Genomic DNA, 26,612 nt, shown 5'->3' with positions numbered 1-26,612 from the left:
CCTTTCCGCAGCACGCGCCGAAGCATCGCCGGGTCATGGAGTGACCGAAAGTGCAGGACATCCGGAAGCGATCCGCGCGGATCATGATTCAGGGGGCAGGCTCGAACGTGGGCAAGTCGCTTCTTGTCGCCGGGCTGTGTCGCCATTTCACCCGCCAGGGCCTGACCGTGCGGCCCTTCAAGCCGCAGAACATGTCGAACAACGCCGCCGTTGCGGTTGGGGGCGAGATCGGCCGCGCCCAGGCCCTGCAGGCCCGCGCCTGCGGGGTCCGCCCCCATGTGGACATGAACCCGGTCCTCCTGAAGCCCGAATCGGAGACCGGCGCCCAGGTCATCGTGCAGGGTCGCCGCCTGACCACGGTCAAGGCGCGCGACTATGCCGCGCTGAAGCCGCAGCTGATGGCCCCGGTGCTGGACAGCTTCAACCGCCTGCAGGCCGAGGCTGACCTCGTGATCGTCGAAGGCGCTGGCAGCCCGGCCGAAGTCAACCTGCGCGCGGGCGACATCGCCAACATGGGCTTTGCCCGCGCCGCCGACGTGCCGGTGGTGCTGGCCGGCGACATCGACCGCGGTGGCGTCATCGCCCAGCTTGTGGGCACCCAGGCCGTGCTCGACCCCGCCGATGCCGCGATGATCCGGGGCTTTCTGATCAACAAGTTCCGTGGCGACCCGCGGCTCTTCGACGACGGCTACCGCCTGATCGAGACCCGCACCGGCTGGCCCGGCCTGGGTGTCGTGCCCTGGTTCCCGGATGCCCATCGCCTGCCCGCCGAGGACGCCGCGGATCTGGGCGGAACACGGGGAAGCGGCGACTTTCTCATCGCCGTCCCGCATCTCAACCGCATTGCCAATTTCGACGACCTCGACCCGCTGGCGCAGGAGCCCGGCGTCACCCTGCGGATCGTCAGTCCCGGCCAGCCCCTTCCGGTCGAGGCCGACCTGATCATCCTGCCCGGATCGAAGGCCACCATCGCCGACCTGACCCATTTCCGTTCTCAAGGCTGGGACATCGACCTTGCCGCCGCCCTGCGCCGGGGGGCACGGGTGCTGGGTCTTTGCGGCGGCTATCAGATGCTGGGGCACGAAATCGCCGACCCCGAGGGCATCGAGGGCAAACCGGCGTGCGTTGCGGGCCTGGGACTTCTGGATGTGACGACCACCATGACCCCAGACAAGCGCGTCACGGAAACCGCTGCGGTCCACCCCGCTTCGGGCACCGAGGTGCGGGGCTATGAAATCCACCTGGGCCGTACCGAGGGGCCCGACCGTGCCCGGCCCATGTTCACTGTGCAGGGCCAACCTGAAGGTGCCATGCGCGCCGACGGCAGGGTAATGGGCAGTTACCTGCACGGGATGTTCAGCGCCGACGCCTTCCGTCGCGCATTTCTTGGCAGCCTCGGCGCGGTGCCAGGGGGGGGCAGCTATGACCAGAACGTCGCAGAGACGCTTGATGCGCTCGCAGACCACCTTGCGGCGCATCTGGATTGCGCGGCCCTGCTGCGGCTGGCCGGCTCGCGCTAGCCCGGCGCATTGCCTGCGATCGACAGCGCAGGGGGGCCGTCTGCCCCCTCGGCGCTGCGCGCCTCACCCCCCGAGGATATTTGTGCAGAGAGGAAGACCTTGGCATTGATGGTCCGTTTATCCGAATCGGCAATTGCCTTTCCTGCGGTACAGGCGGGGACGCCGATGACCGTCAGAGGGGAAGACACCCCACCGGCAGAATAGCCTGGCAGTGGGGTTTCCGACCTGCCTTCTGCTTCCTATCTGCACAACTATCGCCGGGGGTTCGGGGGCAGGTGGCCCCCGGGCCGCAACGCGGATGCCCGCGATCGGCATCCGTTCCCACAATGACGACCGCGGCTAGAACTCCACTCCCGGCTGGCCCTTGATGCCCGCCCGGAACGGATGCTTGACCAAGGTCATTTCCGTTACCAGGTCGGCGGCCTCGATCAGTTCGTCCTTCGCGTTGCGTCCGGTCAGGACCACATGGGTCAGCGGCGGCTTCTCCGTCCTCAGGAACTCCAGCACCTCGCCGATGTCCAGGTAATCATAGCGCAGCGCGATGTTTATCTCGTCCAGCAGGACCATGCGGATCTTCGGGTCGCGGATCAGCTCCTTCGCCTTGTCCCACCCTGCCCGGGCCGCCGCGATGTCCCGCGCCTTGTCCTGGGTTTCCCAGGTGAAGCCCTCACCCATCGCGTGGAACTGGCAGAGGTCGGAGAAATGCGTCGTCAGGAGCCGCCGTTCGCCCGTGTCCCAGGCGCCCTTGATGAACTGCACGACCGCGCAGGGCATCCCGTGCGCGATGCAGCGCAGGATCATCCCGAAGCCGCTGGATGACTTGCCCTTCCCCGCCCCGGTAAGGACGATGATCAGCCCCTTTTCGCCTGCCTTTCCTGCCATCATCCGGTCGCGCGCGGCCTTCTTCTTGGCCATCTTCTGCGCGTGGCGGGCAAGCTCGTCAGCCGCGGGTGTCGCATCAGCTTCGGTCATGGTCGGTCGTGTCCTTGACATTGGGGGCCCATCTGCCACAGGTGGACGGGCGCTGGTTCCTGTCTATGACAGGCCAAGAGGGAATGCGACAGGTCGGAAGCGACCCAGGCAGCCGCCCCCGCGACCGTGACCGGAGAGGTTCCATGGCCACTGGCGATCAGCCGGGAAGGCGGGGACCGCTGGGGAAACCCTGTATCCGCAAGCCGGGAGACCTGCCAGCGCGGGAAGGTAACCGGCGGACGGGGTGTTCCGCGACCGGTGATTGGCGGTCCCAGGTTCGGGGTCGCCCCTCGCTGGCCCACCCCATTCGCCTGAAGGACGGGCAATGACGGGCGCGACCCTTTACGTCTGCACCACCTGCAAGGCCGGGGAACCGGTGCCCGAGGGCGCCCCCCGCCCCGGATCGCGGCTTCATGCCGCGCTTCTGGCTGCCGGTGCGCCCGAGGGCGTGCGCATCGTCGCGGTCGAATGTCTTTCGGCCTGCGACAACGGCTGTACCGTTTCGCTCAGCAAGCCCGGCGCCTGGTCCTACGTCTATGGCCGCCTGGCCCTTGACGATGTGCCTGCAATCCTGGAAGGCGCCCGCAGATATGCCGCCACCGCCGATGGAATCGTGCCCTGGCGCGACCGCCCAACCGTGTTTCGCAAGCAGAGCATCGCCCGCATCCCGCCTCTGGAGCCCAACTCATGACCGACCTTACCAAGATTCCCGTCACCGTGATCACCGGCTTCCTTGGCGCGGGGAAGACCACGCTGATCCGCCACCTGATGCAGAACCCGCAAGGCAGGCGGCTGGCGATCCTGGTGAACGAATTCGGCACCGTGGGCGTGGACGGGGACATCCTGAAATCCTGCGCGGATGAGATGTGCCCGGCGGAAAACATTGTCGAGCTTGCCAACGGCTGCATCTGCTGCACTGTCGCCGACGACTTCATCCCGACGATCGAGCAGCTGATGGCCCTGCCGCAGCGGCCCGACCACATCCTGATCGAGACCTCGGGCCTTGCCCTGCCCAAGCCCCTGCTGAAGGCCTTCGACTGGCCCGCGATCCGCAGCCGCATCACGGTGGACGGGGTCATCGCCCTTGCCGATGCCGAGGCGGTGGCCGCCGGGCGCTTTGCTCCTGATGTCGCGGCGGTCGAGGCCCAGCGCGCCGCCGATCCCAGCCTCGACCACGAAACGCCCTTGTCCGAAGTCTTCGAGGACCAGATCCTTTGTGCTGACCTGATCCTTTTGTCCAAGGCCGACCTGGCCGGAGAAGCGGGGCTTGCCGCGGCGAAAGAGGTGATCGCGGCGGAACTGAACCGCCCGGTACCGATGCTGCCGATGACCGAAGGCGTTATCGACCCGCGTGTTGTGCTGGGCCTGAACGCTGCGGCCGAAGACGACCTGGCCGCCCGCCCGTCGCATCATGATGGCGCCGACGATCACGAACACGAGGATTTCGACAGCGTGGTGATCGACCTGCCGGAGATCGCCGACCCCGAGGCCATGGCCGCCGCGATCCGCCGCCTGGCCGAGGAGCTGAACATCCTGCGCGTCAAGGGCCATGTCGCGGTGGCCGGCAAACCCTTGCGCCTTCTGGTGCAGGCCGTCGGCGCCCGCGTTCGCCTGCAATACGACCGCCCCTGGGGCGATGCGCCCCGCCGGTCGCAGCTGGTGGTGATCGCCGAGCATGACGACATTGACGAAGCCGCGATCCGCAGGGTTCTGGGGGCCTGACACTATGGATCGCCCTATCCCATGCCTCGGGCACCGGGCACCTCCCTCCCCCTGCCGTGTGGGAGGCGCGGGGTGGGGGGGCTCGCCCCTGTCGGAGGCCTGAGCGATGCATGTCGTCTTCCGCGAAAGCCACGGGCTGGAGGAAACCGAGACGCCCTTCGACCTTGGCCAGGAACCGGCCGATCTGGTGGTGCTGTCCTTCTCCGACAGCGACCTCGGCGCCTTCGCGGCGGGCTATGAACGCATGTCGCGCGCGGGCGACGCGCCTTCGGTGCGGCTGGCCAACCTTGTCGCGCTGAAACATCCCGTCTCGGTCGATACCTATGCCGAACGCACGCTGTCCGGCGCGAAGGCGGTGCTGGTGCGCCTGATCGGGGGCGAGGCCTACTGGTCCTATGGACTGGCTACGTTGCAGGATCTGGCCCGCCGCAACGGCATGGCGCTGGCGGTTCTGCCCGCCGACGGCCGCCTCGACCCGCGCCTGGACGAACTGTCCACCCTGCCCGTATCGACCCTGCGCCGGCTGCAGGCGCTCTGCGACGAGGGGGGCGCCGTCGCCGCCCATGCCGCGCTGGCGCAACTGGCGCTGGCCGCCGGCATCTACGCCGCCCCGGTGATGGGCGACAAGACCGTGCCGCAGATGGGGTTCTACGATCCCGAGCGCGGGGTCATTCCCGCGCCGGAGGCCCCCCACCCCCATCCCCTCCCCACAGAGGGGGAGGGGAGGCACCAGGCCGCCGACGCTCCTCCCCAGACGCCGCCACAGGAACATCGCGACACCGCCATCCGCGGCTTCCTCCCCCCCGCGTTCGGGCGGGATGGGGAGGGGGGGGGGCCTGCCAAAGGCTCCGTCCTCGTCACCTTCTACCGCAGCTATCTGACCGCGGGTGACACCGGCCCGGTGGATGCGCTGATCCGGGCCTTCCGCGAGGCAGGCTTTGCCGCCCTCGGCGCCTTCGTCCCCAGCCTGAAGGCGCCCGGCGTGGCCGACTGGCTGTCGGCGCATCTGTCGCAATGCGCGCCTGTGGCGATCGTGAACGCCACGGCCTTTTCGGCCCGCGACGATGCGGGCCGCACGCCCTTCGACGCGGCATCCTGCCCGGTGTTCCAGGTTGCCCTGTCCACCGCCCGCCGCCGCGACTGGGCCGCATCCGAGCGGGGCCTGTCGCCCGCCGATCTGGCGATGCATGTGGTGCTGCCCGAAGTCGATGGCCGGCTGTTCGCCGGGATCGTCAGCCACAAGAGCCCGGGCAAGCGCCACCCGGCGCTTCAGTTCTCGCGCTTTGCCCACCATGCCGATGCCGGCCGCATCAGCGCGGTGGTGGACCGGGTGACGCATTGGCACCGCCTGGCCGCCACCCCCGCTGCCGAGCGGCAGCTGGCGATCATCCTGTCCACCTACCCCGGCCGGGCGCATCAGACGGCCCATGCGGTGGGCCTCGACGCGCTGGCCTCGACCGAGCGGGTGCTGGAAACACTGGCCGCGCATGGCTATGCCACCGCCCCCGGCGCCCCGCTGCCGCAGGCGCTGGGCGAGACGCTGTCCTGGCCGCTGGTCGATTACCTTGCGTCGCTGCAATGCCTGCCCGAATCGCTGCGCGACGACCTGCATCGCGCCTGGGGCGACCCCGCCGCCGACCCCTTGGTCCGTGATGGCGCCTTCCACTTCCCTGCGACCCGCCGCGGTCACGTGCTTGTGGCCCTGCAACCCGAACGCGGCGAGGTCGCGACGCGGGACAGCGACTATCACGACCTCTCGCGCACGCCGCGCCACGGTTATGTCGCCTTCTATCTCTGGCTGCGGTCGGAGCGCCTGCATGCCCTGATCCATATGGGCGCGCATGGCACGCTGGAATGGCTGCCGGGCAAGTCCGTCGCGCTGTCCGACACGTGCTGGCCCGAGGCGCTGCTTGGACCCACCCCGGTCATCTACCCGTTCATCGTCAACGACCCCGGCGAGGCCGCGCAGGCGAAACGCCGGATCGGCGCCGTCACGCTGGGCCACCTGCCGCCGCCGCTGGCACAGTCCTGCCTGCCACCGGAACTGCATCGGCTGGAGCGGCTGCTGGATGAGTATTCCACCGCCGACGGGCTGGATCCCGCCCGGCGCAACCGTTTGATCTCGGCAATCCGCGATGAGGCTGCGGCCTCCGGTGTTGCGGCCGACCTCGGCCTGCCAGTCCACGCTACCCCGGCCGAGGCGATCACCCGGATCGACCGCTTCGTCTGCGACCTGAAGGAAAGCCAGTTCGGCCAAGGCCTCCACATCTTCGGCGACGGGGCAGGGGAACGCGACGGCCTTCTCGCCGCACTGAGCGGCCACCGCGTCGCCCCCGGGCCTGCAGGCTCTCCCCACCGGGGTCGCAGCGACGTGCTGCCCACCGGGCGCAACCTGTTCAGTGTCGATCCCCGCGCCGTGCCCAGCCGCAACGCCCATGCCCAGGGCGTCAAGCTGGCCGAAGAACTGATCCGACGCCACCTGCAGGACCACGGCGACTATCCGCGCGGGCTGGTCGTCGACCTCTGGGGCAGCGCCACGATGCGCACGGCGGGCGAGGAATTCGCGATGGCCCTGCACCTCGCGGGCCTCGCGCCCAGATGGGACGACGGCTCGGCCAGGGTCTCGGGCTTCGAGGTGATTCCCCTGGCGCTGCTCGGCCGGCCGAGGATCGACGTGACCCTCCGCGTCTCCGGCCTCTTCCGCGACGTCTTCCCCGGCCTCGCGCAACTCTTCGAAGCCGGCGCCGAGGCCCTTTCCGGCCGCGACGAACCCCCCGAGGACAACCCCTACATCACCCGCACCGCGCGGGTCTTCGGCCCGAAGCCCGGCCTCTACGGCCTGGGCATGGGCACCGCCGCCGACACCTTCACAGACGAGGCCCGCGCCGCCGCGGGCGAAGCCTGGCTCACCGCGTCCTCCTGGGCCATCGGTCCCGACGGCCAGTCCCATGAGGCCCGCGCCGCGCTCGAAGCCCGCGTCCTCGCCGCCGACAGCTTCGTCCATGCCCAGGATCTGCCCGAAACCGATGTCCTGATCGCCGCCGACTACGCCGCGCACGAGGCCGGCTTCGCGGCCGCCGTGGCCAGGCTGGGCGGCGCGAAACCCACCCTCTACCACATCGACGCGACCCGCCCTGACACGCCGCAAGCCCGCACCCTCACCGAGGAAATCGCGCGGGTCGTGCGCGCCCGCGCCGCCAATCCGCACTGGGCGGAAGGCATGATGCACCACGGCTTCCGGGGCGGCGCTGAGATCGCCGCCACCCTCGACCACATGGCGGCCTTCGCGCATCTGGCCCAGGTCGTCCCGCCGCACCTCTTCGACCTCTACCACGAGGCCACCCTGGGCCGCGACGAAGTCCGCGACTTCCTCGCGCGCGAGAACCCCGCGGCACTTGCCGCGATGGAAGACCTCTTCCGCCGCCTGCGCGATGCGGGTCTATGGCAGACGCGCCGCAACTCCATCGCTGCCCGGCTGGATGGTGCCGCATGACCCCGGCATTTCTTCCGTTCGCAAATATCCCCGCCGGAGGCCACCCGAGCCGGTTGCGCGCTCTTCGCGCGCAGAGGCGAGACAAAAGGCGCGCGCGGAACGCGCTCCTTTCAACAACTGCCCGAACCCGAGGGGCCGCCGCATGACCGCCTGGGAGATCAAGGGCTGGTGCCCCGGTGCCCTCCGCCCGATGCAATCCGGCGACGGCCTCGTCGTGCGCATCCGTCCGCCTATGGGCCGCCTGACCCTGCAGCAAGCCGCAGCCATAGCGACAGCGTCCGAAACCCACGGCAACGGCATCATCGACCTCTCTGCCCGCGCCAACCTGCAACTGCGCGGCGTGACCGAGGCCTCGCACCCGCACCTCATCGACGACCTCCGCGCCCAGGGCCTGATCGACCCCGACGTCGAGACCGAAACCCTCCGCAACCTCATCGTCACGCCCTTCCGGACCAGCCCCCCCTCCCTATACCTCCCTCCCCACGCGGGGGAGGGGAGCCATCCGGCCAGACAGGTCTGCGCAACGCTCGCCCCGGGGGCCTCCCTCCCCCCAGGGTGGGGGAGGGATGGGGAGGGGGGGCACCCGTCGGGATCAGAGGCCGACACCGACAGCCTTGCGACAACCCTGACGGCCGCCCTTGCCCGTATGCCGAAACTGCCCGGCAAGTTCGGTTTCGCGCTGGACACCGGCCCGCGCCCCGTCCTGACGGGTGCCTCCGCCGACATCCGCGTCGAGCGCAGCGCAGACGGCAGCCTGATCCTGCGCCCCGATGGCTTCCCTTTCGGGCAGCCCGTCACCGACCTCGCCGCAGACGCCATCGCCATGGCCGACTGGTTCGTCGCCAGTGGCGGCATCACCGATGGCCGGGGGCGCATGGCGGCCCTCATCGCTCGTGGCATCGTCCCACCCAACTGCACCCTTGCCCCGGCCAAGCCGCTGCCGACGCCCGGCCCCGGTCTGCACTCCGACGGCGCCCTCTTCGCGCTCGCCTTCGGCCAGATGCGCGCCGGAACCCTTCGCGCCCTCGCCGCCCTTGGGCACGAGATCCGCCCGACGCCCTGGCGCATGCTCCTGATCGCCGGTGCGACCGAACTTCCGGCCATCCCCGGCCTCATCACCGACATCTCGGAACCGCTCTTGCGGATCACTGCCTGCACCGGCGCCCCGGCCTGCCCGCAGGGGCTGGGCGATACCCGCACCCTCGCCCGCCAGCTCGCCCCACATCTTGCGCCCGGCCAGACCCTGCACATCTCCGGCTGCGCCAAGGGTTGCGCCCATCCCGGCCCCGCGCCCCTGACCCTCACCGCCACCGGCCAGGGCTACGACCTGATCCGGAACGGCACCGCCCATGACACGCCCAGCCTGCGCAGCCTTCCTGCGCAGGCGATCCCAGACCACCTGAAGGCCACCCATGCCCCACGTCTATGAAACCGATGGCGCCGCAATCTATCTGCAAAGCTTCGCCATGATCCGGGCCGAGGCCGACCTCGCCCGCTTCACACCCGAGGAAGAGGTCGTCGCCGTCCGCATGATCCACGCCGCCGGGATGGTTGAACTTGCCCCGCACATCCGCTTCACCCCCGGCATGGCCATCGCCGCCCGGGCCGCGCTTGAAGACGGCGCGCCAATCCTTTGCGACGCGCGCATGGTCAGCGAGGGCATCACCCGCGCCCGCCTTCCAAAGGACAACCCGGTGATCTGCACCCTGCACGACCCCAAGGTTCCCACGCTGGCGAAAGAGATGCAGAACACCCGCTCCGCCGCCGCCCTGGAACTGTGGCGACCGCATCTGGCCGGGGCGGTGGTCGCCATCGGCAATGCGCCCACCGCGCTGTTCCACCTTCTGAACATGCTGGAAGACCCCGCCTGCCCCCGCCCCGCCGCGATCATCGGCTGCCCCGTGGGCTTCGTCGGCGCCGCCGAGTCGAAGGATGCGCTGATGGCGGCCCCTCCGGCCCCTAGCCTCATCGTCAAGGGCCGCCTCGGTGGCAGCGCGATCACCGTGGCGGCCGTCAATGCCTTGGCATCGAGAAAGGAATGACCATGGCCGTCATGCCTGATCCATGCCGTGCCCCCCACCCCTCTCCCCTCCCCACGGGGGGGAGGGGAAATGCCCCGGGCAACCCGCGCGCACAAACCCGATCGTCCATGGCCCGGACTTCGCCGACTCCGCGCCTCCCCTCCCCCCTGTGGGGAGGGGATGGGGGTGGGGGGCTCAACCGCGCCCGGAAAGGGGGCCGCACATGGGCCGCGTGATCTGTGCGGGCCTCGGCCCCGGCGACCCGGAGCTGATGAGCCTCAAGGCCGCCCGCACCATCGGCGCGGCGAAACATGTCGCCTATTTCCGCAAGGAAGGCCGCGCCGGTCAGGCGCGCCGGATCGTCGAGGGGATGCTCCCCCCCGATGCCATCGAATACCCGATGGAATACCCCGTCACCACGGAACTTCCCTTCGACAGCCCCGGCTACATCGAGGCGCTGGCGCATTTCTACGACGACTGGGCGAACCGCCTCGCCGCGCTGGCAGAGACCGAGGATGTCGTCGTGCTCTGCGAGGGTGATCCGTTCTTCTACGGCAGCTTCATGCACCTCCATTCGCGCCTGCAGGGCCGGGTGCCGGTCGAGGTGATCCCCGGTATCACCGGGATGACCGGCTGCTGGACCGCCACCGACACGCCGATCACCTGGGGTGACGATGTGCTGACGGTCTTGATGGGCACGCTGCCCGAAGACGACCTCGTCCGCCACATGGAACAGGCCGATGCGCTGGTCATCATGAAAACCGGCCGCAACCTGCCCCGCGTCCGCCGCGCGCTGGAACGGGCGGGCCGGCTGCACGCCGCCTGGCTGGTGGAACGCGGCACCATGCCGAACCAGCGCGTCGCGCGGCTTGCCGAGGTCGATCCCGCCGACTGTCCCTATTTCGCTATCGTGATCGTCCACGGCCACGGCCGCCGCCCGGAGCTGCCGGAATGAGCGGCTGGCTGGCCATCGCGGGCCTCGGCCCCGGCGACGACCGGCTGGTCACGCCCGAGGTCTCGGCCGCCCTGGCCGAGGCGACGGATGTTGTCGGCTACATCCCCTATGTCGCCCGCGTTGCGCCGCGCGAGGGGCTGAGGCTGCACCCGTCCGACAACCGCGTCGAACTCGACCGCGCCCGCGCCGCGCTGGCGATGGCCGCCGAAGGCCGCCGCGTCGTCGTCGTCTCCTCCGGCGATCCCGGCGTCTTCGCCATGGCCTCGGCCGTGTTCGAGGCGCTCGAGGGTCGCGCGGACTGGCAGGCGCTGGACATCCGCGTGTTGCCCGGGATCACCGCGATGCTTGCCGCCGCCGCCGCTGCAGGCGCACCGCTTGGCCACGATTTCTGCTGCATCAACCTGTCCGACAACCTGAAGCCCTGGGAAATCATCGAGACCCGCCTGCGCCACGCCGCCCGCGCCGATTTCGCCATGGCCTTCTACAACCCCCGTTCGGCCAGCCGCCCGGAGGGGTTCGTGAAGGCCCTCGCCACCCTGCGCGAGGAATGCGGGCCGAACCGCCTCATCACCTTCGCCCGTGCCGTCTCCACCCCCGAGCAACGGCTGACCACCGTCACCCTCGGTGAGGCCACGCCCGAGATGGCCGACATGCGCACTGTGGTGATCCTCGGCAATTCCGCCACCCGCCGTGTCGGGCGCTGGGTCTATTCGCCCAGGAGTGCCAAATGATCACCGTGCGCCTCGTCGTTCACTTCGGTTCCTCCTCGGAGCCGGTAAGCGAGGAGTGCCCGAAGGGCTCGACGAGCCGCCCCCTAGCGGGCAAGCCAGCCCATCACCTCGGCCACGGTCCTCGCCACCCGACGCTCCGGCACCGGGGGCCGGTCGATCAGGATGACCGGCAGGCCCAACTGCCGCGCGGCGACCAGCTTGGCCTCTGCCCCCGCGCCGCCCGCGTTCTTGGCCACGATCACCTCGATGCCATGGTCCCGCAACAAGGCAAGGTCGCCTTGAACCGTGAAGGGCCCCCGCGCGATCACCGCCTCGGCCCGTGGCAGAGGCAGCGGTTCGGTCGGCGGGTCCACCAGCCGCAAGAGGTAATGGTGCTGCGGCGCCACCGCGAAGGCATCAAGACTCTGGCGACCGATCGCGAGGAACACCCGTTGCGGGGCCTGTCCGAGGGCCGCAACCGCCCCGGCGACATCGGGGACATGGGTCCAGCGGTCGCCCTCGCCAGCCTGCCAGGGCTCACGCTCCAGCGCGATCAGCGGGGTTTGCGTGGCCGCGCAGGCTTCCACCGCGTTCCGGCTCATCCGCGCGGCGAAGGGATGGGTGGCGTCGATGAGATGCGTGATCCGCTCGGCCCGAAGATAGGCCGCCAGCCCCTCGGCCCCGCCGAAGCCGCCGATGCGGACGGGCAGGGGCTGCGCCACGGGGGCCTCGGTCCGTCCGGCGTAGGAATAGACCGCCTCCACCCCGGCCTCGGCCAGCGCGCGAGCCATGGCGGCGGCCTCGGTGGTGCCGCCGAGGAGAAGGACGCGCGGCGGAAGGAGGGGGGGCATGGCTGATCCCTGGCTGACGATCATCGGTCTGGGCGAGGATGGACCGGAGAGCCTGTCGCCCGCAAGCCGTGCCGCCCTAGCAGGGGCCGAGGTCGTGTTCGGCGGCCCGCGGCATCTGGCGCTGGTCGAGGCGGGGAAGAGGGGCCGCCCCTGGCCCGTGCCCTTCGACATCGCCCCGGTGCTGGAGCATCGCGGGCAACGGGTGGTCGTCCTCGCCTCGGGCGATCCGTTCTGGTTCGGCGCCGGTGGCAGCCTGATGGCGCATCTGTCGCCCGGCGAGTGGGTGTCGCATCCCGCGCCGTCCAGCTTCCAGCTGGCGGCCAACCGCCTCGGCTGGCGGCTGGAGGAGGTGCAGTGCCTTGGCCTGCATGCCGCGCCCTTCGACCGGCTGCGCCCGGTGCTGGGGCGCGGAGTGCGGGTGGTCTGCACCCTGCGCGACGGGGCGGCGGTGGCGGACCTCGCGGCCTGGCTGGCGGCGAACGGCCATCCGAACGCCCGCCTGACCGTGCTGGAACGGCTGGGCGGCCCGCTGGAGCGGATCACGCAGGGGCTGCCGCACGGCCCCATCGGGGCCCCGGTCTCGGCGGCCATCGAGGCCACCGATCCCGGGCTGCCGCGGGCCGGCGGCCTGCCCGATGCGTTTTTTGCCCATGACGGCCAGATTACCAAGCGCCCGGTCCGCGCGCTGACGCTGTCCGCCCTGGCGCCGCGGGCCGGCGAGCTGCTCTGGGACATCGGGGCGGGCTCGGGGTCGGTCGGCATCGAATGGCTGCTGGCCGGAGGCGCGCGGGTCGAGGCGCTGGAGGCCGATCCGGCGCGGGCCGAGCGCGCGCGGGGCAATGCCGCGGCCTTCGGCCTGTCGCACCGCCACCGGCTGACCGAGGCCCGTGCGCCCGAGGGGCTGGAACGCCTGCCGCCGCCCGATGCGGTCTTTGTCGGCGGCGGGGCGTCGGAGGCCTTGCTGGCGCGGCTGTGGGAGATGATGCCCGAAGGGGCCCGGCTGGTCCTGAACGCAGTGACGCTGGAGACCGAGGCGCTGGTGCTGGACTGGTCGGCGCGGGTGGGCGGCAGCCTGTTGCGGATCGAACTGTCCGAGCCCGCCGCCATCGGGCGCAAGCGCGGCTGGCGCGCGGCGCTGCCGATCCTGCAATGGAGCGTCGTGCGATGATCGTGGCGGGCTTCGGGTTCCGGTCGGGGGTGACGCTGGCCGCCCTGCGCGACGCGCTTTCCGGCGCTGGGGGGCCTGCGGGCGTGACGCATCTTGCGACAGTGGAGGGCAAGGCCGGGGGGCTGGCGGATCTGGGCCGGGAACTGCGGCTGCCCGTGGTCGCCGTGCCGGAGGAGGCGCTGCTTGGCCTGGCGACGGTCACGCGGTCGCAGCGGGTGGTGGCGCGATTCGGGACGGGCTCGCTGGCCGAGGCGGCGGCGCTGGCGGCGGCGGGGCCGGGCGCGCGGCTGCGGGGTGCGCGGGCGGTGTCCGCAGACGGGATGGCCACGGCGGCGATTGCCGAGGGTGGGGTATGAGACATCGGGGCAGAAAGGAGCGCCTTGCGGCGCAAGCCTGTGTCTCGCCTCTGCGCGGCCCGGGTGCCGCGCAACCGGCTCGGACAGGCCTCCGGCGGGAGTATTTGGGTAAAGGGCAAGTGCCGGAACACGCGAGGGGTTTGACATGACCGTCCATTTCATCGGCGCGGGGCCGGGGGCGGCGGATCTGCTGACGATCCGGGGGCGCGATCTGATCGCGGCTTCGCCCGTCTGTCTGTATGCCGGGTCGCTGGTGCCGGAAGGCGTGCTGGCGCATTGTCCGCCCGGCTGCCGGATCGTGAACACCGCGCCGATGAGCCTGGACGAGATCATGGCCGAGATCGCCGCGGCGCATGCGGCGGGGCTGGACGTGGCGCGGCTGCATTCCGGCGATCTGTCGGTCTGGTCGGCGATGGGCGAACAGCTGCGGCGGCTGCGCGCGCTGGGCATCCCTTATGACGTGACGCCGGGGGTGCCGTCCTTTGCCGCCGCTGCCGCCGCGCTGGGGGCAGAGCTGACCCTGCCGGGGCTGGCGCAATCGGTGGTGCTGACCCGCACCTCGGGCCGGGCCTCGCCGATGCCCGAGGGCGAGAGTCTGGAGGCCTTCGCCCGCACGGGGGCGACGCTGGCGATCCATCTGTCGGTGCATGTGCTGGGCGACGTGGTGGCGCGGCTGATGCCCTTCTACGGGCCGGACTGCCCGGTGGCGGTGGTGTTCCGCGCCTCATGGCCCGAGGAGAGGGTGCTGCGGGCGACGCTGGCCACGCTGGATGCCTCGATCGGCAAGGGCGAGCGGACGGCGCTGATCCTGGTCGGGCGGGCGCTGGCGCAGGAGGGGTTCGCGGAAAGCCGACTTTACGCGGGCGACTACGACCGGCGCTATCGCCCGGTGGGCACCGATCCGCGATTTCCGGAGACGGGGCGATGATTCCCGGCCTGATGGTCTCGGCCCCGGCCAGCGGCACGGGCAAGACCACGGTGATGCTGGGCCTTCTGGTCGCCCTGCGCGACCGGGGGCTGGTGGTCCAGCCGTTCAAGAACGGGCCGGATTACATCGATCCGGCCTTTCACCGCGCGGCCTCGGGACGCGAGTCGGTGAACCTTGACAGCTGGGCGATGCCGGGGCCGATGCTGGATGGGCTGGCCGGGCTGGCCGAGGGCGCCGACCTCGTCCTGGCCGAGGGGTCGATGGGCCTTTACGACGGGGTGGCGGCGCCGGGGGCCTGCGGCAATGGCGCGGCGGCGGACCTGGCCCTGCGCATGGGTTGGCCGGTGGTGCTGGTGATCGACGCGAGCGGTCAGGCGCAGACGGCGGCGGCGGTGGCGCAGGGGCTGGCACGCTTCCGGCCGGGGCTGCGGCTGGCGGGGGTGATCCTGAACCGCGTCGCCTCGCCCCGACACGAGGCGCTGTTGCGCTCCGGGATGGAGGAGGCGGGCCTGCCGGTCCTGGGTGCCCTGCCCAAGCGCGGGGTGATCGCGATGCCGGAGCGGCATCTGGGCCTGGTGCAGGCCGTGGAGCTGCCCGCGCTGACCGACCTGCTGCGCGCGGTGGGCGATCTGGTGCGCGAGGCTGTGGACCTCGACGCCCTGATCGCCGCGGCGGACAGCGCGCTGCGTCCGGCCCCACTGGTGCCGATCGCCCCGCCCGGCCAGCGCATCGCCCTGGCGCGGGACGCGGCCTTCAGCTTCGTCTACCCGCATCTTCTGGACGCCTGGCGCCGGGCCGGGGCCGAGGTGCTGCCCTTTTCGCCCCTGGCCGACCAGGCCCCGGACCCTTCGGCCGATGTCTGCTGGCTGCCCGGCGGCTATCCCGAGCTGCACGGGGCCGCGCTTGCCGGGGCCACGCGCTTTCGCGAAGGACTGCGCGCCTTTGCCGACCGCAAGCCCGTGCATGGCGAATGCGGCGGCTACATGGCCATGGGCGAGGCGATCATCGACCGGGATGGTGCGTGCTGGCCGATGGCGGGGCTTCTGGGTCTGGTCACCAGTTTCGAGAAACGCCGGATGCATCTGGGCTATCGCCTCGCACGGCTGGCGCAGGGCATCCCCGGCCATGCACCGGGCAGCACCCTGCGCGGGCACGAGTTCCACTATTCCACCATCCTCGCCCAGCCCGATGCGCCGCTGGGCGAGGTGACCGACGCCACCGGCGCCCCGGTCGAGGAGACCGGGAGCACTCGACTCCAGCCCGGCGGCGGGCTATCGACCGGCACCTTCTTTCACCTGATCGCACCTGCCCAATGACCGGATTTGTCCATTTCGTCTCTGCCGGACCCGGCGACCCAGACCTGTTGACCGTCAAGGCGGTCAGGGCGCTCGAGGCAGCTGATGCGGTGCTGTTCGACGACCTGTCCTCGGGTCCGATCCTTGCGTTGGCCAAGCCGGGGGCGGATATGGTCGGTGTGGGCAAGCGGGCCGGGCGGGCCTCGCCCAAGCAGGACCACGTCAGCCGGCTTCTGGTGGACTATGCCCGGACCGGCGCCCGGGTGGTGCGGCTGAAATCGGGCGATTCGGGCATCTTCGGCCGGCTGGAGGAAGAGCTGGCCGCCGTCCGCGCCGCCGGCATCCCCTGCGAGATCATTCCGGGCGTCACCTCCGCTTCGGCGGCGGCGGCGGCGGCGGGGATCCCGCTGACCCGGCGCCAGCACGCCCAGCGCATCCAGTTCATCACCGCCGCCGATGTCACCGGCAACCTGCCGCCCGGGCTGAACCTGCCCGCGCTGGCAGATCCCGGCGCGACCACGGTGGTCTACATGGGCAAGCGGACCTTCCCCGCGCTCGCTGCGGCGCTGATCGCCCACGGCCTGCCGCCCGACACGCCCGCACTCTTGGCCGAAGCCGTCAGCACCCCGGACCAGCGCCTGCACCGGACCACCGTCGCCGCCCTGGCCGAAGCCCTGGCCGGCGACCGCTCGCCCCTGCCCGGCCTGATCCTCTATGGCCGTCTGGCCGACGGCGTCGCGGATTGATCGCGGTCGGTCGCCTTCCACCTTGACCGGACGCCGACAGAGGCGCAGACAGGAATCTGCAAGGTGTCCCATAAGGCGCAAAGCGCCGGGACTGAAACGGGAATGAGGAGCGGGCCTACCCAACAGGGGGCCCGTGACATCAGCCGCCCCCGCGACTGTCAGCGGTGAGCGGGTTCCGAGTAGGCCACTGCCCCCGAGGGGACGGGAAGGCAAGGAACCCGCCGCGATCCGCCAGCCAGGAGACCGGCCCTGCAAGGAAGCAAACCGCCGTCGGGTGTGACGGACAGGAGGGACAGACATGCATATCGAACCGGGCCTCGTCGACGGGGCCAAGATCGCGCTCAGCTACGCCACCGCCGCCGCTGCCGGCGGCACGGCGCTTTACCACATCGCCAAGGCCACCCGCGAAAGCGGTATCGCCTCGGTCGCGCTGCGGTCCCTGGTGGCGACCGTTGGCGTCTTTACCTTCTTCGAGATCCTGCCGCATTTCCCGGTGGGCGTGTCCGAGGTCCACTTCATCCTCGGCTCGACCCTGTTCCTGATCCTCGGCGCGGGGCCGGCGGCGATCGGGCTGGCCATGGGCCTTCTGATCCAGGGCCTGTTCTTCGCGCCGTTCGACCTGCCGCAGTACGGCATGAACCTGACCACGCTCCTCGTGCCGCTCTTCGCCCTGCATGCGCTCGCCAGGCGGATCATCGCGCCCGGCACCGCCTATGTCGATCTGGAATACCGGCAGGTCCTGGCGCTTTCGACTGTCTATCAGGGCGGCGTGGTCGCCTGGGTGGCTTTCTGGGCGATCTACGGCCAGGGCTTCGGGGCCGAGAACCTGGGTTCGATCCTGTCCTTCGGCGCGGCCTACATGCTGGTCGTGCTGATCGAGCCCATCGCCGACCTGGCCGTGCTGGCCGGGGCCAAGGCGCTGCGGGCGCAGGGCTCGGCCCTGGTGACGCCGCGGCTCTATTCCGCCGCCTGAAGCGATGCGGCGCGGCCTTGCAGAGGGCCGCGCCCACCCGTAAAGCCCGGGCCATGACCACGCTTTCCCTGATCGGCATCGGCACCGGCAATCCCGACCATGTGACCGGACAGGCCATCCGCGCGCTGAAAGCGGCGGACCTGATCCTGATCCCACGCAAGGGGCAGGCCAAGTCCGACCTCGCCGACCTGCGCCGCCAGATCCTGGCGCAGGTGCTGACGCGCCCAGTGCCTGTCGCCGAATACGACGTGCCCCAGCGTGCCGATCAGGACGACTACCTCGGCGCCGTGAACGACTGGCACGATGCCATCGCCCGGGTCTGGACCGAAAGCATCGCCGCCCATCCCGGTGCCTGCGAGGTCGCGCTGATGGTCTGGGGCGACCCGTCGCTTTACGACAGCACCCTGCGCATCGCGGCCCGGCTTCCGGGCGTGTCGGTCAGGGTAATCCCCGGCATCACCTCGCTTCAGGCCCTGACGGCGGCCCATGCGATCCCGCTGAACACGCTGGCCGCCCCCGTCACCATCACCACCGGCCGCCAGCTGCGCGATCACGGCTGGCCCGAGGGCGCGACGACGCTGGCCGTGATGCTGGACAAGGGCGGCGCCTTCACCGCGATCGACCCCGAGGGTGTGATGATTTGGTGGGGCGCCTATGTCGGGATGCCCGAGGAATGCCTGATCCACGGCCCCCTTGCCGAGGTGGCCGAGAAGATCCTTGCCACCCGCGCCCGGCTGCGGGCCGAGCATGGCTGGATCATGGACATCTACCTTCTGCGCCGGGGCGGCGATGTCTGACCTGATCGCCCGCGCGCTGCCGCTCTACGGCGTGTCGCCCGACACGCCGCTGACCCTGCTGAACCGGTCCGAGAACGAGACCTGGGCCGCCGGCGATCTGGTCCTGCGGCTGCACCGCGCGGGCTATCACACGAAGGCCGAGATCGCCTCGGAACTCGCCTGGCTGGGCGCGCTGCAGGATCTGCCGGGGCTGAACGCCGTCCGCCCCGTTCCGGGCCGGCAGGGTCTCGTCAGCGAGATCGACGGCCGACTCCTCGTCGCCTTCGCCCGGCTGCCGGGGCAGGAATTACAGCCCGGCGACGACCTGTCGCGCTGGTTCGCGCCTCTGGGAGAGATCACCGCCCGCCTGCACCTCCACGCCCGCGCCTGGACCCCGCCGCCCGGCTTCACCCGCAAGCGGTGGGATGTGGAGACCATCCTCGGGCCCCGGCCGCATTGGGGCCACTGGCGGCAGGCGCAGGGGCTGGACGGCCCGGGCGAGGCGCTGCTCGCGCGCGCCACCGACGCCCTGGCCACGCGGCTGGCCGCCTATGGCACGGGGCCGGAGCGTTTCGGCCTGATCCATGCCGATCTGCGGCTGGCGAACCTGATGGTGGCGGGCGAGAGCCTGACCGCCATCGACTTCGACGACTGCGGCTTCGGCTGGTGGGCCTATGACCTGGCCGCCGCCCTTTCGTTCATCGAGACCGACCCGCGCTTGCCCGACCTGATCGCCCGCTGGCTGGAGGGCTATGCCCGCGTGAGCCCCTTGGGGCGCGAGGACCGGGCGATGATCCCCTCGCTGATCTTCCTGCGTCGGGTGCTCTTGACCGCCTGGCTGGCCACCCGTGCCGACAGCGACACCGCGCAAGGTTTCGGCGGGCCGGATTACACGGCCGGAACATTGGAGCTGGCCGAAGGCTATCTGACCAACGGTCTGAGATGTTTCGTCGAAAAATCCTAGATTTGCGCTATTCCTTCAGCAACAGCCCCAGGGCCAGTATGGTCAGCCCCACGCCCACCAACACCAGACCGGGTGGCACGGCGCCGTGCAGCGCGACTTCCCACAGGATCACCCAACTGGGCACCAGGTAGGTATAGGCCATGACCTTGGCAGCCGGCAGCCGCAGGGTGGCGTATTGCAGTAGGACGAAGGTCAGCGCGCTGGCCGCAACCGCCACATAGGCCAGCGTCACCCAGACAATCCGCGGCAGGGCCGCCCAGTCGGTCGCCATAAGCGCGGGCCAGGCCCAAAGCGTCAGAACCGCCGTTCCCGCCACCATCATCCCGAAGGTGAAGACCACCGCAGGCTCGCCCCGGTTCAGCCTGCGCACCATCGGGGTGTATAGTGCATGGGCCGCACAGCCCCAGAAATAGGTCACTTCGCCCGGGCCGATCCGCAACGCCATGAGAGCGGCCAGGTCGGCCCGGAAGATCACCCACAGGGCGCCTGCCGCACCGATTGTCAGCGCCAGCGCCATCCGCCCGGTCAGACGCTGGCGCAGCAGCAGCCAGCCGAACCCCGCTGCCATCACGGGTGTCAGCGTGAAGACCGCCGCAGCCGGAACCGGGTCGGCCGTCTTCAGGCCCTCGAACATCAGCACGAAATAGGCTGCAAGCAGCGCCCCCAGCACCAGATAGCGCCAAGGCGCGACCCAGGCACTGCGCGGCAGGCCCGTGGTTGTCAGCGCCGCGATACCGACCAGAAGACCCGCCAGCAGGAAGCGCAGTGCCGAAAGCGCGCCCGGATCGACGAAAGGTGCCGCCAGCGCGCCCAGCGAGAACGACCCCGCCACCAGCGCCGAGAAGGCCAGCATCGCCAGATGCCCGCGATGCGACTGGCTCAGGCGCACGATCCACCCGACCGGATCGAATCCGCCCCTGGCGCCTCCTCTCCCCCTCGGGGGGTGGGGATGGGGGTTGGGTGCTTCCGCAGAGGACCGGCTGCTTCCGGCATCAGCCGCAGAACTTCCACGACTTCGCTGCCTCTTTCAGGTGGGTGAGAAAGGCCTGCACCTTCAGCGTCCGGTGCAGATCGACATGGGTTACGATGCGCAGGGGGGTCTCCCATTCCGCCCGCGGGGGCAGGATTTCGATCAGATCCGCGTCGTTCGCCGCGCGATGCACCGCCATGAACCCGATGCCGGCCCCCTGCTTCACGGCATCTTCCAGCGCGGCGGGCTCGGTCGCGGCATAGACCACCTGCTCGGGCTGGACCATCGACCGCAGCCAGCGATGGAAGGGGGCCTTTGTCGTTTCGGCATCGGTGCAGACGAAGCGGTGGCCCTGAAAGCCGGCTTCGCTGCCAGGGTGGCCATGGCGGTCCACATAGGCCCGGGTGGCGTAAAGCGCCCAGCGGATCCGGGTCAGGGGCTGCACCACGTTGTCCGGCTCCTCTGGCCCCGTGCCGGCGCGGATCGCCACATGCGCCTCGCCATAGTCCAGCCGGAACACCCGCATGTCGGTCAGAAACCGCACTCGCACCTCGGGCCAGGCATCCTGAAAGCTGACCATGACCGGGGTCAGCAGGTCCGAAACCCCCGCGATCGAGGTCACCACCAGCTCTCCCGAGACCGTCTCGCCCTGACCCTTGATGCGGCTGGCAAGGTGGGCGAACTGTTCTTCGGTTGTCTGGGCCACCGCCAGCAGGTCGCGCCCCGCCTCGGTTGCCGTATAACCCCGCGCGTGGCGCTGGAACAGCTTGGCCCCCAGCCGCTTTTCCAGCGCGTCGATATGGCGGATCACCGTCGCATGATGCACGCCCAGCACCTCGGCCGCGCCCGAGACGGTGCCGAGGCGGGCCACCTGATAGGCCGTGCGGATCTCGTCCCAGTTTTCCATGCTGCGCCCTTTTCTCGCTGTGCAGGGATGCACAGAAAACGCCGGCCGCGCCGCCAATGCAAGGGGCTTGGCCGTATCGCTTGACGCAGTGGGCGACAGGTCCAACACTGGCCCGGCAGCCTTGCCGGACCAATTCCGATGCGCATCGCCGAGATCACGCCTGACCGCCTGACGCTCGACTCCCGCCCCTGGGCGCTGGGACTGATCCTGATCCTCGCCATCCTTTTCTTCCTTGGCGTGGCCCTGTTCACCCTGCGGGATGAGCCCTGGCTTGCATTCGGCATGACCCTTGGCGCGGCATTGATGGGGGTCATGTTCGTCATCTTCGTCCGCCGGGTGCTGGTGATCTTCGACCGCCCCACCGGTGTTGTGGTGATCCGTACCGCCACCCTGCTGGGCCGGGCCCACCGCAGCCTTCGTCTGGCCGACATCATGGCGGCCGGTGTCGAGACGACGCTCAGCCACTCCAGCACTGACGCGAGTTCGGGATCGACTGCCACTTACACCCACCGTCCCATCCTGAAGACCACGACTGGCGATGTGCCGCTGACCCAGATCCATTCCAGCGGCGACGGCGCTGCCCGCACGGCCGAGGCGATCAACCGCTGGCTGGCCGGAGCGGGCGGCACGGCTTGACTCGGGCGGGCGATGGGCGTATCCGCCCCCAATCCCCGGAGGCCAAGGCTTCCGGTCCCTAGGGCATGGCCCGGGATCGCCATCCGTCAGCGCGTTGCGCCCACGGGTGCCGTTCCGCTTTGCATCAGGGTTCCGCCGCCCCATATCGGGGCAGACGCAACGAAAGGGTGACGCGATGTTCGAAAGCCTGTCAGAACGCCTTGGCGGCGTGTTCGATCGTCTCACCAAGCAGGGGGCGCTGACCGAGGCCGACGTGACCACCGCGCTGCGCGAGGTTCGTGTCGCGCTGCTGGAGGCCGACGTCTCGCTGCCCGTCGTGCGCGATTTCATCAGGCGCGTGACTGAAAAGGCCACCGGCGCGGCCGTCACCAAGTCGGTCACCCCCGGCCAGATGGTGGTGAAGATCGTCCATGACGAGCTGATCCGCGTGCTGTCCGGCGACGGCCCGGCCGAGGCGCTGAAGATCGACAACCCGCCTGCGACCATCCTGATGGTCGGCCTTCAGGGTTCGGGCAAGACCACGACCACCGCAAAGCTTGCCAAGCGGCTGAAGGAGAAGAACGGCAAGAAGGTTCTGCTGGCTTCTCTCGACACCAACCGCCCTGCGGCGATGGAGCAGCTGGCGATCCTGGGCGCGCAGATCGGTGTCGATACGCTGCCCATCGTCAAGGGCGAGACGGCGGTGCAGATCGCGAAGCGTGCCAAGACCCAGGCATCCCTGGGCGGCTATGACGTGCTGTTCCTCGACACCGCCGGGCGGCTGCACATCGACGAAGTCCTGATGGACGAGGTCAAGGCCGTGCGCGACATCGCCCAACCGCGCGAGACGCTCCTTGTGGTCGACGGCCTGACCGGCCAGGACGCGGTGAACGTCGCCACCGAATTCGACGGCAAGGTGGGGATCACCGGTGTGGTCCTGACCCGGATGGACGGTGACGGCCGCGGCGGTGCTGCGCTGTCGATGCGGGCGATCACCGGCAAGCCGATCCGCTTTGTCGGCCTCGGCGAGAAAATGGACGCGATCGAGCCCTTCGAGGCCGAACGTGTCGCCGGCCGCATCCTGGGCATGGGCGACATCGTGGCGCTGGTCGAGAAGGCGCAGGAGACCTTCGAGGCCGAACAGGCCGAACGCATGGCCAAGCGTTTTGCCAAGGGTCTGTTCAACATGAACGACCTGAAGATGCAGCTGGAACAGATGCTGAAGATGGGCGGGATGCAGGGCCTCATGGGCATGATGCCCGGGATGTCCAAGATGCAGGCCCAGGCCGAGGCGGCAGGGCTGAACGACCAGATGCTGCGCCGCCAGATCGCGCTGATCAACTCGATGACCAAGAAGGAACGCGCGAACCCCGACCTTCTGCAGGCCAGCCGCAAGAAGCGCATCGCGGCCGGGGCCGGGCTGGATGTGGCCGACCTGAACCGGCTTCTGAAACAGCATCGGCAGATGGCCGACATGATGAAGAAGATGGGCAAGGGCGGCATGATGAAGCAGATGATCCGCCAGTTCCTCGGCAAGGGCGGCATGCCCGATCCGTCGAAGATGTCGCCCGAAGAACTGGCTGAGCTGGCCAGGGGCATGCAGCAGGGCGCGGGTGGGGCAGGCGGCGCGCTGCCGCCCGGCATCGGCGGTCTGCCGCGCGGCATCACCCTGCCTGCGGGCCTTTCGGGGCTGATGCGGAAGAAATGATGATCCGCCACGCCCGCCAGATCGCCCTGCACCATACCCGGTTCGCTGCGCTGGACCGCTGCCCCCGCCACCCTGCATTGGAGCTGGTCGCATGACCGACGCCACCACCCGCGCAGCCAGTCTGCTGAAAGAGCATCGACAATCGATCGACCGGCTGGATGCGATTCTGGTCTACACCCTGGCCGAACGCTTCAAGCACACCCAGGCCGTGGGGCGGCTGAAGGCAGAACATGGCCTGCCGCCTTCTGACCCCGACCGCGAGGCACGGCAGATGGCGCGGCTGGACCAGCTGGCGAAAGAGGCCGACCTCGACCCCGACCTCGCGAAGAAATTCCTGGCCTTCATCATCGGTGAAGTCATCAGGCACCACGAGAAGCTTCAGAAATGACCGGGGCTTGCCCCGTTACCAGCCATCGAGAAGGAGATACACCATGGCTATGAAAATCCGTCTGGCGCGCGGCGGTTCCAAGAAGCGCCCGTTCTATTCGATCGTTGCCGCCGATTCGCGCATGCCGCGCGACGGCCGCTTCATCGAGAAGCTCGGCACCTACAACCCGCTTCTGGCCAAGGACGACGAAAAGCGCGTCGTGATGAACATGGACCGCGTGCAGCACTGGCTGAGCCAGGGCGCCCAGCCCACCGACCGCATCGCGCGCTTCCTCGAGGCCGCTGGTGCCCTGCCGAAGAAGGCGCGCAACAACCCCAAGGCCGGCGTTCCCGGCAAGGCGATGGCCGAGCGTGCCGCCAAGAAGGCCGCCCGCGCCGCCGAACCCGCTGCCGAGTGATCCGGTGCTGCCGGGCCGGTTCAGCCCCGATTTCCGGGAAGATCTGGCCCGGCTCATGCGGTGGCGGCGCGATGTGCGCCGCTTCCGTACAGACCCGGTGGACGAGGCGATCCTCGCCCGCTGTCTGAAAGCCTTTTCCCTGGCCCCTTCCGTCGGCCTGTCCGAGCCCTGGCGCCTGATCCGGGTGAAGGGGGCTGTGGCCCGCGCCGCCTGTCTTGACAACTTCCGCTGTGCCAATGCCGCCGCACTTGCCGGCCAACAGGGCGATCGGGCGCGCGATTATGGCCGGCTGAAATTGTCGGGGATGGCCGAGGCGCCGGTCCAGCTGGCCGTCTTCTGCGACGACGCGACGCCCAAGGGCCATGGCCTGGGCGCCGCAACCATGCCGGAAACCCGCGCCTATTCCGTCGTCGGCGCGATCACGCTGTTCTGGCTGGCACTGCGCGCCGAGGGCCTTGGCCTCGGCTGGGTCTCGATCCTTGATCCGGGCCGGCTCATGCGTGATCTTGACGCGCCGGCCCACTGGCGTTTCATCGGCTATCTCTGCATCGGCTGGCCTGAGGACGAGGACGACATGCCCGAACTGGAACGTGAAGGCTGGGAAACCCGCTCCCCTGATCTTCACCTGGAGACGCGCTGATGGCGGATCTCATCTGCATCGGCGCGATTGCAGGCGCCTTCGGCGTGAACGGCGAGGTGCGGCTGAAAAGCTTCTGCTCGGTGCCGACCGACATCGCCTCCTACGGCCCGCTTCTGACCGAGGACGGCAGCCGCAGCTTTCGTGTCACCCTTACCCGTCCGATAGCCGGCGGACTTGGTGCCCGCCTGTCGGGTGTTGCCTCCCGCGAGCAGGCCGAGGCACTGCGCGGCACGGGGCTTTTCGTCCCGCGCGACCGGCTGCCTGCCCTGCCGGACGATGAATTCTACCATGCCGACCTGATCGGGCTGTCTGCCTACGACACCGGGGGCCAACTTCTGGGAAAGGTCACCGCCATACACAATCACGGGGCGGGCGACATCATCGAAATATCTCCTGCCAGTCACAAATCGGCCCTGCTTTTGCCCTTTACCAAGGCAATCGTGCCCAATGTTGACCTGACTGCTGGTCGTTTGATTGTCGATTTGCCCGAGGATGTCGAATAGGGGCTGCCGCTGCTGTCATGGCGGGCCCCGGGGAAGGCACATGAGATGACAACCCGACTTCGCCTGCTGAAAGTTGCAGCAGTGCTGTTGTACAGCGGGCCACTGTTCGCCGGACTCAGCGGGTTCGGGTGGGGGATCGTGGCCCCCTTCGTGGCCATGTTCGTCGTCTGGCTGATGATGCTCAGACCTGAACAGTGGCCTTCGACAGCGCAGGAATGGGCAACGCCGGCGGCCTGGCTTTCGGCCCTGATCCAGGTTCTGTCGCAGGTTCTGCTTGTCGTCATCCTCATGGCGACCGGCCGCGGAATCGGCGCCCTTGCGGGCTTTCTGCCGGTTCTGAACCCGATCTTCCCGCTTGCGGTCTCGTTCATGGCGCTCCCGCTCTGCCGGATGCTCTGGAATGCGTACGAGGCGGCTGATCGGGGCATCTTCCTGGATGACGAGGCAGAGGCCGCCCAGGCACCCCGTGCCGCAGCCCAGGCGGCAGCCGCCATCGTGCCGCTGCTCAACCTGCCGGACACTGCGCCCGATGCAGAGGTGGCTGCCCTTGTGAACCGGGTCATGCAGGTGCCCGGCGCCGCGCTGCGGCTGAAGGCGCTGACCGCCGCACTTGCGAGACCCGACCGCAGCCATGCTGCCCTGCGCCGCGCCCTTGTCGTGTGGGCCTCCGAGCCCGAGGTCGTTGCGCCGGGCCTGGTGCCCGATTCCATGCGCCGGGCCTTTTCCATTGCCGATGGCAACGCCGATCTGCTGCGGCTTTACCTGCCGCGTGCGGTGGCACTGATCGCAGCCTTTCCCGACAGAGCCCCCGATTTTCCGACGCCAGAGCGCCTGCGCGAGGCGGCTGAACAGGATCTTGGCGCTGACCCCGCGTCTGATCTGCCTGCCCACCTGCGCGCCGATCTGCGCGACGGTCTGCGCGCCCTGGCGCAAGCGGTCGAGACGGCGCTGAGACCGGGTGCCGCCCCGGCCGAGGCGCATGCAGGGGCGATGGCGGCACCCTCTGCCCGCATTGCCTGAGTGTCGGGGCTTCC

At 69.7% G+C, this 26,612-nt stretch carries 27 protein-coding genes and 2 riboswitches; of the genes, 23 read left to right on the top strand and 4 right to left on the bottom strand.

Annotated elements, in window-relative coordinates:
• Positions 1-83: 83 nt before the first annotated feature.
• The gene (locus EYB42_RS03795) at positions 84-1,520 is read left to right on the top strand and encodes a cobyric acid synthase (protein ID WP_135448363.1); all 1,437 of its coding nucleotides are present in this window, start codon (positions 84-86) and stop codon (positions 1,518-1,520) included.
• 339 nt (positions 1,521-1,859) lie between these two features.
• On the opposite strand, the gene cobO is transcribed toward EYB42_RS03795, so the two are convergent.
• A complete protein-coding gene (cobO, locus tag EYB42_RS03790; RefSeq protein ID WP_135448361.1) occupies positions 1,860-2,492 on the bottom strand; it encodes a cob(I)yrinic acid a,c-diamide adenosyltransferase in 633 nt (210 codons plus the stop codon).
• 36 nt (positions 2,493-2,528) lie between these two features.
• A riboswitch (cobalamin riboswitch) is annotated at positions 2,529-2,726 on the top strand.
• A gap of 91 nt (positions 2,727-2,817) precedes the next feature.
• On the opposite strand from cobO, the gene EYB42_RS03785 reads away from it, so the two are divergent.
• The 7 genes from EYB42_RS03785 (at position 2,818) to cobJ (ending at position 11,414) form a co-directional block, all read left to right on the top strand.
• The gene (locus EYB42_RS03785; RefSeq protein ID WP_135448358.1) at positions 2,818-3,183 is read left to right on the top strand and encodes a DUF1636 family protein; all 366 of its coding nucleotides are present in this window, start codon (positions 2,818-2,820) and stop codon (positions 3,181-3,183) included.
• Positions 3,180-4,214, top strand: a complete 1,035-nt coding sequence (gene cobW, locus EYB42_RS03780; protein ID WP_135448356.1) for a cobalamin biosynthesis protein CobW — start codon at positions 3,180-3,182, stop codon at positions 4,212-4,214. The genes EYB42_RS03785 and cobW overlap by 4 nt, the downstream gene beginning before the upstream one ends.
• 106 nt (positions 4,215-4,320) lie before the next feature.
• Positions 4,321-7,707, top strand: a complete 3,387-nt coding sequence (gene cobN, locus EYB42_RS03775; RefSeq protein ID WP_135448353.1) for a cobaltochelatase subunit CobN — start codon at positions 4,321-4,323, stop codon at positions 7,705-7,707.
• Positions 7,708-7,849: 142 nt separating this feature from the next.
• Complete coding sequence (locus EYB42_RS17455; RefSeq protein WP_205909954.1) at positions 7,850-9,136, top strand: precorrin-3B synthase; 1,287 nt, start codon at positions 7,850-7,852, stop codon at positions 9,134-9,136.
• Positions 9,120-9,749, top strand: coding sequence for a precorrin-8X methylmutase (locus EYB42_RS03765; protein WP_135448351.1), 630 nt, complete (start codon positions 9,120-9,122; stop codon positions 9,747-9,749). Before EYB42_RS17455 ends, EYB42_RS03765 begins: the two co-directional genes overlap by 17 nt.
• Positions 9,750-9,951: 202 nt before the next feature.
• Positions 9,952-10,683 carry a precorrin-2 C(20)-methyltransferase gene (locus EYB42_RS03760; protein ID WP_135448348.1) on the top strand — a complete coding sequence of 244 codons (732 nt, stop codon included), beginning with the start codon at positions 9,952-9,954 and terminating at the stop codon, positions 10,681-10,683.
• The gene (gene cobJ / locus EYB42_RS03755) at positions 10,680-11,414 is read left to right on the top strand and encodes a precorrin-3B C(17)-methyltransferase (RefSeq protein WP_135448346.1); all 735 of its coding nucleotides are present in this window, start codon (positions 10,680-10,682) and stop codon (positions 11,412-11,414) included. The genes EYB42_RS03760 and cobJ overlap by 4 nt, the downstream gene beginning before the upstream one ends.
• 83 nt (positions 11,415-11,497) lie before the next feature.
• Here the strand turns inward: cobJ and EYB42_RS03750 are convergent, their stop codons facing one another.
• Positions 11,498-12,244: a cobalt-precorrin-6A reductase gene (locus EYB42_RS03750; RefSeq protein WP_135448344.1), complete on the bottom strand. Its 747-nt coding sequence runs from the start codon at positions 12,242-12,244 to the stop codon at positions 11,498-11,500.
• On the opposite strand from EYB42_RS03750, the gene cbiE reads away from it, so the two are divergent.
• From cbiE to EYB42_RS03710, 8 genes are all read left to right on the top strand, one after another.
• Positions 12,243-13,412: a precorrin-6y C5,15-methyltransferase (decarboxylating) subunit CbiE gene (gene cbiE / locus EYB42_RS03745; protein WP_135448342.1), complete on the top strand. Its 1,170-nt coding sequence runs from the start codon at positions 12,243-12,245 to the stop codon at positions 13,410-13,412. The genes EYB42_RS03750 and cbiE overlap by 2 nt on opposite strands.
• Complete coding sequence (locus EYB42_RS03740) at positions 13,409-13,768, top strand: cobalamin biosynthesis protein (RefSeq protein ID WP_135448469.1); 360 nt, start codon at positions 13,409-13,411, stop codon at positions 13,766-13,768. Before cbiE ends, EYB42_RS03740 begins: the two co-directional genes overlap by 4 nt.
• A gap of 145 nt (positions 13,769-13,913) precedes the next feature.
• Positions 13,914-14,696, top strand: a complete 783-nt coding sequence (cobM, locus tag EYB42_RS03735; RefSeq protein WP_135448340.1) for a precorrin-4 C(11)-methyltransferase — start codon at positions 13,914-13,916, stop codon at positions 14,694-14,696.
• Entirely contained in the window at positions 14,693-16,012 is a 1,320-nt protein-coding gene (locus EYB42_RS03730; RefSeq protein ID WP_205909953.1) for a cobyrinate a,c-diamide synthase, read from the top strand. The genes cobM and EYB42_RS03730 overlap by 4 nt, the downstream gene beginning before the upstream one ends.
• On the top strand, positions 16,009-16,737 hold the full coding sequence (gene cobA / locus EYB42_RS03725) for a uroporphyrinogen-III C-methyltransferase (RefSeq protein WP_135448338.1): 729 nt from the start codon (positions 16,009-16,011) through the stop codon (positions 16,735-16,737). Before EYB42_RS03730 ends, cobA begins: the two co-directional genes overlap by 4 nt.
• Positions 16,738-16,781: 44 nt before the next feature.
• Positions 16,782-17,003: riboswitch (cobalamin riboswitch) on the top strand.
• A gap of 32 nt (positions 17,004-17,035) precedes the next feature.
• On the top strand, positions 17,036-17,710 hold the full coding sequence (locus EYB42_RS03720) for an energy-coupling factor ABC transporter permease (RefSeq protein WP_135448336.1): 675 nt from the start codon (positions 17,036-17,038) through the stop codon (positions 17,708-17,710).
• A gap of 53 nt (positions 17,711-17,763) precedes the next feature.
• Positions 17,764-18,507, top strand: coding sequence for a precorrin-6A synthase (deacetylating) (gene cobF / locus EYB42_RS03715; RefSeq protein WP_135448334.1), 744 nt, complete (start codon positions 17,764-17,766; stop codon positions 18,505-18,507).
• The gene (locus EYB42_RS03710; protein WP_135448332.1) at positions 18,500-19,450 is read left to right on the top strand and encodes a phosphotransferase enzyme family protein; all 951 of its coding nucleotides are present in this window, start codon (positions 18,500-18,502) and stop codon (positions 19,448-19,450) included. Before cobF ends, EYB42_RS03710 begins: the two co-directional genes overlap by 8 nt.
• A gap of 7 nt (positions 19,451-19,457) precedes the next feature.
• Here the strand turns inward: EYB42_RS03710 and EYB42_RS03705 are convergent, their stop codons facing one another.
• Both EYB42_RS03705 and EYB42_RS03700 read right to left on the bottom strand, forming a co-directional pair.
• Positions 19,458-20,333 (bottom strand): DMT family transporter, encoded by an 876-nt coding sequence (locus EYB42_RS03705; protein ID WP_276605845.1) that lies wholly within the window; start codon positions 20,331-20,333, stop codon positions 19,458-19,460.
• Between the two features lie 109 nt (positions 20,334-20,442).
• A complete protein-coding gene (locus EYB42_RS03700) occupies positions 20,443-21,327 on the bottom strand; it encodes a LysR family transcriptional regulator (RefSeq protein WP_135448330.1) in 885 nt (294 codons plus the stop codon).
• A 138-nt stretch (positions 21,328-21,465) separates the two neighbouring features.
• Between EYB42_RS03700 and EYB42_RS03695 the strand changes: the two genes are divergently transcribed.
• From EYB42_RS03695 to EYB42_RS03665, 7 genes are all read left to right on the top strand, one after another.
• Complete coding sequence (locus tag EYB42_RS03695; RefSeq protein WP_135448328.1) at positions 21,466-21,963, top strand: hypothetical protein; 498 nt, start codon at positions 21,466-21,468, stop codon at positions 21,961-21,963.
• A 175-nt stretch (positions 21,964-22,138) separates the two neighbouring features.
• On the top strand, positions 22,139-23,650 hold the full coding sequence (gene ffh, locus EYB42_RS03690; RefSeq protein ID WP_135448326.1) for a signal recognition particle protein: 1,512 nt from the start codon (positions 22,139-22,141) through the stop codon (positions 23,648-23,650).
• Positions 23,651-23,741: 91 nt separating this feature from the next.
• On the top strand, positions 23,742-24,038 hold the full coding sequence (locus EYB42_RS03685) for a chorismate mutase (protein WP_135448324.1): 297 nt from the start codon (positions 23,742-23,744) through the stop codon (positions 24,036-24,038).
• Positions 24,039-24,081: 43 nt separating this feature from the next.
• A complete protein-coding gene (gene rpsP, locus EYB42_RS03680; protein ID WP_135448322.1) occupies positions 24,082-24,435 on the top strand; it encodes a 30S ribosomal protein S16 in 354 nt (117 codons plus the stop codon).
• Positions 24,425-25,075, top strand: coding sequence for a 5,6-dimethylbenzimidazole synthase (gene bluB / locus EYB42_RS03675; RefSeq protein WP_394346482.1), 651 nt, complete (start codon positions 24,425-24,427; stop codon positions 25,073-25,075). Before rpsP ends, bluB begins: the two co-directional genes overlap by 11 nt.
• Positions 25,075-25,578 (top strand): ribosome maturation factor RimM, encoded by a 504-nt coding sequence (gene rimM, locus EYB42_RS03670; RefSeq protein ID WP_135448320.1) that lies wholly within the window; start codon positions 25,075-25,077, stop codon positions 25,576-25,578. Before bluB ends, rimM begins: the two co-directional genes overlap by 1 nt.
• 45 nt (positions 25,579-25,623) lie before the next feature.
• The gene (locus EYB42_RS03665) at positions 25,624-26,598 is read left to right on the top strand and encodes a hypothetical protein (protein WP_135448318.1); all 975 of its coding nucleotides are present in this window, start codon (positions 25,624-25,626) and stop codon (positions 26,596-26,598) included.
• Positions 26,599-26,612: the final 14 nt, after the last annotated feature.

Source organism: Tabrizicola caldifontis, from assembly GCF_004762095.1.
In the GTDB taxonomy this organism is placed as follows: domain Bacteria; phylum Pseudomonadota; class Alphaproteobacteria; order Rhodobacterales; family Rhodobacteraceae; genus Tabrizicola; species Tabrizicola caldifontis.
Note: the sequence above shows the minus strand (reverse complement) of the source record. Positions and strands in the feature narration are given on the sequence as shown.

Bases quoted from the DNA above. Each gene is read 5' to 3' on its own strand.
- EYB42_RS03795 (WP_135448363.1), top strand. From the start codon at position 84: ATGATTCAGGGGGCAGGCTCGAACGTGGGCAAGTCGCTTCTTGTCGCC.
- cobO (WP_135448361.1), bottom strand. From the start codon at position 2,492: ATGACCGAAGCTGATGCGACACCCGCGGCTGACGAGCTTGCCCGCCAC.
- EYB42_RS03785 (WP_135448358.1), top strand. From the start codon at position 2,818: ATGACGGGCGCGACCCTTTACGTCTGCACCACCTGCAAGGCCGGGGAA.
- cobW (WP_135448356.1), top strand. From the start codon at position 3,180: ATGACCGACCTTACCAAGATTCCCGTCACCGTGATCACCGGCTTCCTT.
- cobN (WP_135448353.1), top strand. From the start codon at position 4,321: ATGCATGTCGTCTTCCGCGAAAGCCACGGGCTGGAGGAAACCGAGACG.
- EYB42_RS17455 (WP_205909954.1), top strand. From the start codon at position 7,850: ATGACCGCCTGGGAGATCAAGGGCTGGTGCCCCGGTGCCCTCCGCCCG.
- EYB42_RS03765 (WP_135448351.1), top strand. From the start codon at position 9,120: ATGCCCCACGTCTATGAAACCGATGGCGCCGCAATCTATCTGCAAAGC.
- EYB42_RS03760 (WP_135448348.1), top strand. From the start codon at position 9,952: ATGGGCCGCGTGATCTGTGCGGGCCTCGGCCCCGGCGACCCGGAGCTG.
- cobJ (WP_135448346.1), top strand. From the start codon at position 10,680: ATGAGCGGCTGGCTGGCCATCGCGGGCCTCGGCCCCGGCGACGACCGG.
- cbiE (WP_135448342.1), top strand. From the start codon at position 12,243: ATGGCTGATCCCTGGCTGACGATCATCGGTCTGGGCGAGGATGGACCG.
- EYB42_RS03750 (WP_135448344.1), bottom strand. From the start codon at position 12,244: ATGCCCCCCCTCCTTCCGCCGCGCGTCCTTCTCCTCGGCGGCACCACC.
- EYB42_RS03740 (WP_135448469.1), top strand. From the start codon at position 13,409: ATGATCGTGGCGGGCTTCGGGTTCCGGTCGGGGGTGACGCTGGCCGCC.
- cobM (WP_135448340.1), top strand. From the start codon at position 13,914: ATGACCGTCCATTTCATCGGCGCGGGGCCGGGGGCGGCGGATCTGCTG.
- EYB42_RS03730 (WP_205909953.1), top strand. From the start codon at position 14,693: ATGATTCCCGGCCTGATGGTCTCGGCCCCGGCCAGCGGCACGGGCAAG.
- cobA (WP_135448338.1), top strand. From the start codon at position 16,009: ATGACCGGATTTGTCCATTTCGTCTCTGCCGGACCCGGCGACCCAGAC.
- EYB42_RS03720 (WP_135448336.1), top strand. From the start codon at position 17,036: ATGCATATCGAACCGGGCCTCGTCGACGGGGCCAAGATCGCGCTCAGC.
- cobF (WP_135448334.1), top strand. From the start codon at position 17,764: ATGACCACGCTTTCCCTGATCGGCATCGGCACCGGCAATCCCGACCAT.
- EYB42_RS03710 (WP_135448332.1), top strand. From the start codon at position 18,500: ATGTCTGACCTGATCGCCCGCGCGCTGCCGCTCTACGGCGTGTCGCCC.
- EYB42_RS03700 (WP_135448330.1), bottom strand. From the start codon at position 21,327: ATGGAAAACTGGGACGAGATCCGCACGGCCTATCAGGTGGCCCGCCTC.
- EYB42_RS03695 (WP_135448328.1), top strand. From the start codon at position 21,466: ATGCGCATCGCCGAGATCACGCCTGACCGCCTGACGCTCGACTCCCGC.
- ffh (WP_135448326.1), top strand. From the start codon at position 22,139: ATGTTCGAAAGCCTGTCAGAACGCCTTGGCGGCGTGTTCGATCGTCTC.
- EYB42_RS03685 (WP_135448324.1), top strand. From the start codon at position 23,742: ATGACCGACGCCACCACCCGCGCAGCCAGTCTGCTGAAAGAGCATCGA.
- rpsP (WP_135448322.1), top strand. From the start codon at position 24,082: ATGGCTATGAAAATCCGTCTGGCGCGCGGCGGTTCCAAGAAGCGCCCG.
- rimM (WP_135448320.1), top strand. From the start codon at position 25,075: ATGGCGGATCTCATCTGCATCGGCGCGATTGCAGGCGCCTTCGGCGTG.
- EYB42_RS03665 (WP_135448318.1), top strand. From the start codon at position 25,624: ATGACAACCCGACTTCGCCTGCTGAAAGTTGCAGCAGTGCTGTTGTAC.